The organism is Kitasatospora sp. NPDC004240, from assembly GCF_053603215.1.
Genome location: NZ_JBSGFD010000269.1, coordinates 1 through 9,291, shown reverse-complemented (window position 1 = coordinate 9,291; position 9,291 = coordinate 1). Strand labels below are relative to the sequence as shown.

Below are 9,291 nucleotides of genomic sequence, written 5' to 3'. Positions count from 1 at the left end.
GCCGGGCCGGCCAGCCCCGGGCCCGCAGCGCCCGTGCCCAGCGGGGGCCGAGGAGCAGCAGCCCGCCGGTCGCCAGCACCGAGAGCAGGAACCCGTACGAGCGGGCCAGCTGGGGATCGAGCAGCACCAGGAGGAGGGTGGTGCCCGCCAGCGCCGGCAGCGCCTGCCGGGGGCGCCCGGTGGCGAGAGCCAGCAGCCCGATCAGTCCCGTCCCGGCGGCCCGCAGCACACTGGGCTCGGGCCGGCAGAGCAGGACGAAGCCCAGCGTGACGACCGCGCCCAGGACCGCGGTGGCCCGCAGCGGAATGCCGAACAGCGCGGCCAGGCCCCGGCGTTCGGTACTCCCCGCCCGGCCGGGCGCGCCCAGCAGAACACCCAGCACGATGGCGAGGTTGGCCCCGCTGACCGCCGTCAGGTGCGCCATGTCGGTGGCCCGGAAGGCGTCCCGGAGGTCGTCCGGCAGCCGTGAGGTGTCGCCGACCACCAGCCCCGGGAGCAGCCCCCTGGCATCGGACGGGAGCCCGTCGGTGGCCGAGCGCAGGCCCGCCCGCAGACGACCGGCGATCCGGTGCGGCAGCCCCGGCCCGGCCAGCACCCTGGGCGGCCCGTGCGCCAGCAGCACGGCCGAGGATTCACCGGCCCCGCGCTCCCCCGGCGGCACGACCGTGGCCTCGACGGCCAGCCGGGTGGAGGGCAGCAGCGGCTGCCACGGACCGGTGTCCGGCGCCCGCACCATAACCGTCACCGGGGTACGGGTCCGGGTCGCCGCCTCGGGCCGGCCGGGGAGGGTGACCCGGTCGACCACCGCCTCCACCGTCAGCAGGGCCCGACCGGGGTTCGTCCCCCGGGTGCGCGAGGTACGGCTCCGCGGGTCGCCGGTGACCGTCAGCTCGACGGACACCTCCGGGGCCGGTGGTGACGGCCCGTCGGGATCGCCGGGGACGGACGCGGCCGGGCGGGCGAGCTCCGGCAGCGGCCCCCGGTACAGATCGGCGGTGTGCAGCAGGGTGGCCGCGGTGGCGGCCGCCCCGGTGAGCAGGACGGCGGCGGCGGTGATCGCCGCATCCCGGCACCGCGGTGACGGACGGACCAGCAGCAGTACGCCCGCACCGCAGGCGGCGAGCGCGGCGACCGTCAGGACGGTCCCGTGGCCGGGGCCCAGAGGGAGGGTCAGGGCGGTGACCGCCCAGGCGGCGAGGGCGGGCGCGAGCAGCCGGAGATCGGCGGTCACGGGTGTGGGCAGAAGGACGGCGGGACGGGTGATGGCGGCACCTCCCTTCGGAGGCCGAGGGGTATCGGCGGCGGTGGGTTTCCACGGACACGGATCCGGCGGACATGAATCCGGAGGGCGCGGAAACGGAGGGCGCGGATCCGGCGGACACGGATCCGGAAGGCACGGAAACGGAGGGCACGGATCCGGCGGACACGGATCCGGAAGGCACGGAAACGGAGGGCACGGCCTCAGAGAACGAGCAGCGGACGGATGTCCGCGTAGGTGCGTTCTCCGATCCCTCCGACTTGACGGAGCTGCTCCAGCGAGCGGAACGGTCCGTGCGAGTCCCGGTGGGCGATGATGCGGCGGGCCAGCGTCGGGCCGAGGCCCGGCAGGGCGTCGAGCTGTTCGAGGGTGGCCCGGTTGAGGCTGATCGGTTGCGGAGGCACCCCACTGCCCGGGGCCGGGCCGGGAGCCGGCGGGGCGCTCTCGCCGACCAGGACCTGTTCGCCGTCCGTCAGCACCCGGGCGAGGTTGAGCCCCTTGGTCTCCGCGCCGGGCAGTGCGCCGCCCGCCGCCCGCAGGGCGTCCGCCACCCGGGAGCCGCCGGGCAGGCTGCGCACCCCCGGGCTCGGCACCTTCCCGGCGACGTCGACGACCACCGTCTCCGGCCCCGCACCGGTCGCGGACGGCGAGGGCGCGGCGATCACCACGCCCGCCGGATCGGCGCGCGGCTCGGGCACCTGGACGGGCTGCGGCCGGCCCAGCCAGAAGTGCTGCACGGCGTAGGCGAGCGCGATCAGCAGCAGCACCGCCAGCCCGGCCACCGCCCGCCGGTCCAGCGCGGCCGCGGAGCCGAGCCGCGCCCGAACGGCCCCCGCCCCGGACGCCCCCGCCTCTTCCGCACGCGTCCGGGCCGGGGGGCCCGGCCCCGGCACACCGGCGTCCGGCGGCGCCTCCGGGGACGGCTCCCGGGACGCCTCCGGAGACGCCTCCAGCAAGCGTTCCGCCTCCTGCGCGGAGGCCGGGAACAGCGCGGACATCCGGTCGGACCCACCACTACGCGTACGCGAACGAGCACTCGAAGTCATCATGCGGAGCACCGTAGAGGACCCGCGCCGAGCGCGGGGACATCACCCGGAACCTGTGGACAACCCGAGCCTGTGGAAAACTCCCCTCACCCTCACGAGTGAGGCCATCCGTCCGTCCGGGGCCGGCGAGCGCCTCAGCGCGGCGAGACCACGACCGCCAGCAGCCCCGGCCCCACGTGCGCGCCGATCACCGCGCCCACCTCGCTCACGTACAGCTCCCGCAGCCCGGGCACCCGCGCCCGCAGGCGCTCGGCGAGCGGTTCGGCGCGGTCCTCGGCCGCCAGGTGGTGGACGGCGATGTCGACCTCGTGCTCCCCCGCCCGCTCGACCGCGATCTCCTCCAGCCGGGCGATCGCCCGGGAGGACGTCCGGACCTTCTCCAGCGGCTCGATCCGCCCGCCCTGGAGGTGCAGCAGCGGCTTGACCGCCAGGGCCGAGCCCAGCAGGGCCCTGGCCGCGCCGATCCGTCCGCCCCGGCGCAGGTGCTCCAGGGTGTCGACGTAGAAGAACCCGCCGGTCAGCGCCGCCCGGTCGGTCGCCGCGCGGGCCGCCCCGGCCAGGTCCCGGCCCTCCGCGATCGCCTCGGCGGCGGCCAGCACCCCGTATCCGAGGGCCATGCCCACCAACCGGCTGTCCACCACCTCCACCGGGACCGGCACCTCGGCGGCGGCCAGCCGGGCCGCCTCCTGGGTGCCGGACAGCTCGCCGGAGATGTGCACCGAGACGATCCCGCGCGCGCCCGCCTCGGCGGCGGCGCGGTAGGCGGCGGCGAAGGTCTCGGGGCTGGGCCGCGAGGTGGTGACGCGCTGCTTGCCGCGCAGCGCCTCGGCGACGTCCTTCGGCGAGATCTCCACGCCCTCCGCGAGGACGGTGTCGCCGACCGCGACGCTCAGCGGGACGACCGTGATCCCGTGGCGGTCGATGGCCTCCTGCGGCAGGTAGGCCGTGGAGTCGGTGACGAGTGCGAGGTCGGCGGGCATGTGCCGGAGGTTACTCCGCGTCCGGCGCCGACGACAGCGCCGGGCCGCGACCGGCCCGGCGGTCACCCACGGGCGTACCGGCAGGTGGCGGCCCGGAGGCCGCACCCCGCCCGTGCCCGTCCCCGCGCACCCCGCCCGTCCCCGCGCACGGCGGCCGCCCCGGACCCGGAGCCCGTGGCCGGCCCTGCCATCGGTCCGCCGTCGGTCCGCCGTCAGCCCGCCGACGGACCGGTGCTCGGCTTGCGCAGCCGCTCGCCCAGCCGGGCCAGCGGGTCGGCCAGCCCCAGCAGCTCCTCGGCGCTCGACCGCCCGGACGTACCCGCCGGCAGACCGGCCCGCCGCGGCGCCTCCTCCCGGGCCGCCGCCCCGGACGGAGCGGCCGCCCCGGAGGCACCCGCCTGGCCCTGAGCGCCGGAGCCGCCGGCCGCACCGGCCCCACGAGACCCACCGGACCCGCCCGCCGAGCCCGCCGTGTCCCAGTGCCGCAGCGCCCCCGCCTCGTTCTCGCACTCTTTGCTCAGCCGGCCCAGCTCGTCGTCCGCGAAGCGGTGCATCCGGTCCTGGGCGGCCCAGCGCATGGTCTCCGCGGAGTGGGTGATCCGCTCGGCCCGCTCGCGCAGCTCGGGCAGCCTGGCGGCGATCCGGCCCACATCGGGCTCGCGCTCCAGCAGCCGCAGCTCCTTGTCCAGGTCGGCCGCGAGCGCGTCGAGCCGGGCCAGCAGCTGCAGGGACTCCCCGAGCTGGGTGTCCTCGGCGAGCCCGGCCTGCAGGACCTGCCGGGTGTTGTCGAGCGAGGTGCGCAGCGACAGCCGCACGGACGCGATCTGCGCCTGCGGTCCGATCTTGGTGTACGTCTTCGCCTTGAGTGCCACGTTCTCGAAGGCCCGCCGTGCGTTGGCCTCCTGCTTGGCGGCCTCCTTCGCGGCCTTCGAGGCCACCACCTTCGCCGCCTTGACCGTACCGACCACCGCCAGCACCAGCAGGGTCACGCCGAAGAGCATGGCGAGCCCGATCATCACGCCGAGCGCTTCCATCACAAGCCGCCTTCCAGCCATCCGGAGCCGCGCCGAGCCGCCCCCACCAGGCCCAACGCGGGCCGGGCCACCGAGGGTTCCACGGTATCGGCCGGGCCGGGCCACCGGCAGCCCGAACGGCCGCCCGACGGCCGAGATCAGGGACAGATCGGGGATCCCCCCGAGGAGGTCCCCCTGAGGGGACGGACCCCGGGAGACCCTTACCCCGCTCCGCCGCCTCCGGAACGGCGGAGGGCCGGCCGCACACCCCGAGAGGTGCCCGGCCGGCCCCGCGCCCGAACGGCGTCAGCCCGTACGACGCCTGTCCATACGGCCCCGCGCCCGAACGGCGTCGGCGCTCACGGCATCGCCCGAACGGCGTCGGCGCTCGCGGCCCCGCACCCGAACAGCACCGACCAGAACGCCGCCGACCGGAGCGGCGTCAGCCCGTGACGATGTTCACCAGCTTGGGCGCCCGCGCGATCACCTTGCGCACCGGCGCGTCGCCGATCGCCGCGACGACCGCCGGGTCGGCCAGGGCCAGCGCCTCCAGCTCGGCGTCGGAGATCGCCGGGGCGACCTCCAGACGGGCCTTGACCTTGCCCTTGATCTGCACGACGCAGGTGACCGTCTCGTCCACCACGTACGCCGGGTCGGCGACCGGGTAGTCCGCGAAGGCCAGCGAGTCGTCGTGGCCCAGCCGGCGCCACAGCTCCTCGGCGATGTGCGGGGCCAGCGGGGCGACCACCAGCACCAGCTGCTCGGCGACCGTGCGCGGCGTGGAGCCGCGCTTGACCAGGAAGTTGTTCAGCTCGATCGCCTTGGCGACGGCCGTGTTGAAGCGCAGCCCGGCCATGTCGCCGCGGATGCCGTCGACGGCCTTGTGCAGCGCGCGCAGGGTCGCCTCGTCCGGCTCCTCGTCCGTGACGACCAGCTCGCCGGTGGTCTCCGAGACGATGTTGCGCCACAGCCGCTGCAGGAAGCGGTACGAGCCGACGACCGCGCGGGTGTCCCACGGGCGCGAGACGTCCAGCGGGCCCATCGACATCTCGTACAGGCGCAGCGTGTCGGCGCCGTACTCGTCGGCGATCTCGTCCGGGGCGACGGCGTTCTTCAGGGACTTGCCCATCTTGCCGGCCTCGCGCCTGACCTGCTCGCCCTGCCAGAAGTACTGGCCGTCGCGCTCCTCGACCTCGGCGGCCGGCACCGGGAAGCCCCGCTCGTCGCGGTAGACGTCGGCGGTGATCATGCCCTGGTTGAACAGCTTGTGGAACGGCTCGACCGAGGAGACGTGGCCCAGGTCGTGCAGCACCTTGTGCCAGAAGCGGGCGTACAGCAGGTGCAGCACGGCGTGCTCGGCACCGCCGACGTACAGGTCGACGCCGCCGGCCGGCTTGGCCTCGGTGGGGCCCATCCAGTAGCGCTCGTTGGCCGGGTCGACGACCTTCTCGCCGTTGGCCGGGTCGATGTAGCGCAGCTCGTACCAGCACGAACCGGCCCAGTTGGGCATGGTGTTGGTCTCGCGGCGGTACTTCTTCGGGCCGTCGCCCAGGTCCAGCTCGACGTTGACCCAGTCCTCGTTGCGCGACAGCGGGGTCTTCGGCGAGGAGGTGGAGTCGTACGGGTCGTAGGTGTGCGGCGAGTAGTCGTCGACCTGGGGGACCTCGACCGGCAGCATCGACTCGGGCAGCGCGTGCATCACGCCGTCCTCGTCGTAGACGATCGGGAAGGGCTCGCCCCAGTACCGCTGGCGGCTGAACAGCCAGTCGCGCAGGCGGTAGTTGACGGTGCCCTCGCCGATGCCGCGCCCGGCCAGCCAGGCGGTGACGGCGGCCTTGGCCTCGACCACGCTCAGGCCGTCCAGCGAGACGCCGTTCTCCTCGCCCTCGTCGTGCGCCGAGTTGACGATGACGGAGTCGTAGGTGTCGAAGGCGTCGTCCCAGGTGTGCGGGTCCTCGTCGCGGCCGTCGGTCGGCTTGACGACGCAGCGCATCGGCAGCTCGAAGGCGCGGGCGAAGGCGAAGTCGCGGTGGTCGTGCGCCGGGACGGCCATGATGGCGCCGGTGCCGTAGCCCATCAGCACGTAGTCGGCGATGAAGACCGGGACGGGCTCGCCGCTGACCGGGTTGGTGGCGTACGCGCCGGTGAAGACGCCGGTCTTGACCTTGGCCTCGACCTGGCGCTCGACGTCCGACTTGGCGGCGGCGGCCGCGCGGTAGGCGGCCACGGCCTCGGCCGGGGTGGCGGCCCCGCCGGTCCACTTCTCCGGGACGCCGGCCGGCCAGGCGGCGGGGACGACGGTGTCGACCAGCTCGTGCTCGGGCGCCAGGACCATGTAGGTGGCGCCGAACAGGGTGTCCGGACGGGTGGTGAAGACGGTGATCCGGTCGGTGCCGACCGCGAAGTCGACCCGGGCGCCCTCGGAGCGGCCGATCCAGTTGCGCTGCTGCAGCTTGATGGCCTCGGGCCAGTCCAGCAGGTCCAGGTCGGAGATCAGGCGGTCGGAGTACGCGGTGATCCGCATCATCCACTGGCGCAGGTTGGACTTGAACACCGGGAAGTTGCCGCGCTCGGAGCGGCCGTCCGCGGTGACCTCCTCGTTGGCCAGCACGGTGCCCAGGCCGGGGCACCAGTTGACCGGCACCTCCTTGGCGTACGCCAGCCGGTACTCGCCCAGCACCTCGTCGCGCTCGGCGCCGCTCAGCTCGGCCCAGGCGCGGCCGTCCGGGGTCGGCCGGTCACCGGACTCGAACCGGGCGACCAGCTCGGCGATCGGGCGGGCCTTGCCGGCCTCGGGGTCGAACCAGGAGTTGAAGATCTGCAGGAAGATCCACTGGGTCCAGCGGTAGTAGTCCGGGTCGATGGTGGCGATCGACCGGCGCGAGTCGTGGCCCAGGCCCAGACGGCGCAGCTGGCGGCGCATGTTGGCCATGGCCGCCTCGGTGGTGATCCGGGGGTGCTGGCCGGTGGCGACGGCGTGCTGCTCGGCGGGCAGGCCGAAGGCGTCGTAGCCCAGGGTGTGCAGGACGTTGTGGCCGGTCATCCGCTGGTAGCGGGCGTACACGTCGGTGGCGATGTAGCCCAGCGGGTGGCCGACGTGCAGACCCGCGCCCGAGGGGTACGGGAACATGTCCATGATGAAGCTGTGCGGCTTCGCGGAGACGTCGCCGGAGGCCGGGTCGGCCAGGGCACCGGTGGGGTTGGGGGCGTTGAACGTCCCCTCCTTCTCCCAGATGTCCTGCCAGCGGGACTCGATCTCCGCCGCCAGGGTGGCGCCGTAGCGGAAGGGCTCGGTGGCGGCCTCGGCCGCACCGGACGCAGGTGTCGTCTCGCTCATGGTCCTTCAAGCTCCATCGATGTCAGTTGGCGACCGGCACTCGGCCGACTCCCCGGAACGCAGCGGGCGGCGAAATCACAGGCGGCGAAAACAAAAAAGCCCCTCGCAGGAGGGGACGCCACGCCGACTCCGGCACCGCCCGAAGGCTCAGCCGGTCCTGGTCAGCGCGGCCGGCTAAGGAGCAGGCGCACGGTTCGCATGGGCTCAGGGTACCGCAAGCCACTCAGCGCTCACCCGGCAATACCACCCGTGAGGCGGCGTCGAAGTCGCGCAGCGCCCGGGCCACCCGTTCGGACTGCATGCCCGCGGCCAGCGACCTGGCCCGCTCGGCGATCCGGGCGGCCTCCCCGTGCTCGCCGGTGCGACGGTAGGAGTCGGCCAGACGGACCATCAGCAGCGCCCTGGCCCGGGCGCGGCCCTCGCCGAGGCCGGCCACCGCGGTGGCGAGCAGCGGCCGGGCGCGCTCGTGGTCGCCGAGGAAGAGGTACGCCTCCCCCACCAGCCCGAGCACCAGCGCACCGCTCCCGGTCACCCCGAGCCCGACCGCCCCGGACCCGGCGTCCCCGACCCCCGCCTCCCCGACGGCCCCGGCGTCCCCGATCCCTCCACCCGCCACCGCCCCCTCGACCGACCCGCCCGGTACCGCGCCCAGCGCCCCGACCGCCAGCTCCGCCGCCGTCCGCGCGTCCCGCACCGCGCCGCTCCGCCCGTGCGCACGGGCGATCCGCCCGAGCTGCACCGCCCGGTCCGCCGGGGCGAGCGCCTCCCCCGCGGTCTCCAGCGCGGCCGTCAGCAGCGCGACCGCCGCCGGTTCCCGCCCCGCCGCGCTGTGAGTGGCCTGTGCCACCAGGCAGCCCGCGACGTCCACCGCGAGCCGGGGGTCGCCGCCGACGTGGGCGGCCCGCAGCGCGGCGGCGCAGGCGCGTTGGGCGAGGGCGTCGTGGCCGAGGTCGTAGCCGGCCCAGCCGATCAGCCGGGCCAGCCGGCTGGCCGCGCCGTACAGCTCCCGGCCCAGCGCCTCGTCGTAGCCGCCGAGCTCCAGCAGCTTGGCGACCATGGCGAGTTCGGCGCGGGCCGGGCCGAGGACCAGGCCGCCGCCGCAGGCGCGTTCCAGCCGCAGCTTGCCCCGGTACGACTGCCGCAGGTCGGCGGTCAGTGTGGGGGTGATCCGCAGCGCGCCCTCGCCGCCGGTCACCGGGGGCGGTGGGGTGGCCAGCCGCCGGGCGGCCTGTTCGAGTTCGGCGCCGCGGAACAGGTCGGTGAGGCTGACCGGCCCGGCGTCGGTGGCCGTCTCGCGCAGCGCGGTCTGCGCGGTGTCGGCCGTCCACGGGTCGGTGAGCAGCCGGGGCGAGAGGATCTTGGCGCCGCGGCGGCCGCCCATCGGGCCCCAGAGCTGCTCGTAGGTGACGGCGATGCCGAGGGTGCGGCTGAGCACCTCGCAGACCGCCTGGTCGTGCGGGCTGCGCGGCACCATGCCGCGGTCGCGCCACTTGTACGGGGCGGTCGAGCTGATCGCCAGGCCGGGCGGCAGCGTCAGGTTGACCTCGCGGGCCAGCCGCTCGGGGCTGGGGTGGCTGTCGTACGTACTGGCGGAATCCGGCAGCTCGGAACTTGAGCTCGAAGGAGTGGCCTTCGATGTGCCACTGCGGGCCGCCGC

The 9,291-nt window shown here is 75.2% G+C and carries 6 protein-coding genes; all 6 read right to left on the bottom strand.

Going from position 1 to position 9,291, the window contains the following annotated elements; translation table 11 throughout:
- Positions 1–1,231: ComEC/Rec2 family competence protein (locus tag ACWEQL_RS38460; protein ID WP_452155595.1), on the bottom strand; the 1,231-nt coding region annotated here is incomplete at its 3' end.
- A 230-nt stretch (positions 1,232–1,461) separates the two neighbouring features.
- Positions 1,462–2,256, bottom strand: coding sequence for a helix-hairpin-helix domain-containing protein (locus ACWEQL_RS38455; protein ID WP_452155593.1), 795 nt, complete (start codon positions 2,254–2,256; stop codon positions 1,462–1,464).
- Positions 2,257–2,438: 182 nt separating this feature from the next.
- A complete protein-coding gene (locus ACWEQL_RS38450) occupies positions 2,439–3,284 on the bottom strand; it encodes a DegV family protein (protein WP_452155591.1) in 846 nt (281 codons plus the stop codon).
- A gap of 212 nt (positions 3,285–3,496) precedes the next feature.
- Positions 3,497–4,318, bottom strand: a complete 822-nt coding sequence (locus ACWEQL_RS38445; protein WP_452155589.1) for a hypothetical protein — start codon at positions 4,316–4,318, stop codon at positions 3,497–3,499.
- 421 nt (positions 4,319–4,739) lie between these two features.
- On the bottom strand, positions 4,740–7,634 hold the full coding sequence (leuS, locus tag ACWEQL_RS38440; RefSeq protein WP_452155587.1) for a leucine--tRNA ligase: 2,895 nt from the start codon (positions 7,632–7,634) through the stop codon (positions 4,740–4,742).
- Between the two features lie 223 nt (positions 7,635–7,857).
- Positions 7,858–9,291, bottom strand: a 1,434-nt coding sequence (locus ACWEQL_RS38435) for a hypothetical protein (RefSeq protein ID WP_452155585.1), incomplete at its 5' end; no start/stop codon positions are given.

Excerpts from the sequence above, each read along its gene's own strand:
- ACWEQL_RS38450 (WP_452155591.1), bottom strand. The coding sequence starts at position 3,284 with ATGCCCGCCGACCTCGCACTCGTCACCGACTCCACGGCCTACCTGCCG.
- ACWEQL_RS38445 (WP_452155589.1), bottom strand. The coding sequence starts at position 4,318 with ATGGAAGCGCTCGGCGTGATGATCGGGCTCGCCATGCTCTTCGGCGTG.
- ACWEQL_RS38455 (WP_452155593.1), bottom strand. The coding sequence starts at position 2,256 with ATGTCCGCGCTGTTCCCGGCCTCCGCGCAGGAGGCGGAACGCTTGCTG.
- leuS (WP_452155587.1), bottom strand. The coding sequence starts at position 7,634 with ATGAGCGAGACGACACCTGCGTCCGGTGCGGCCGAGGCCGCCACCGAG.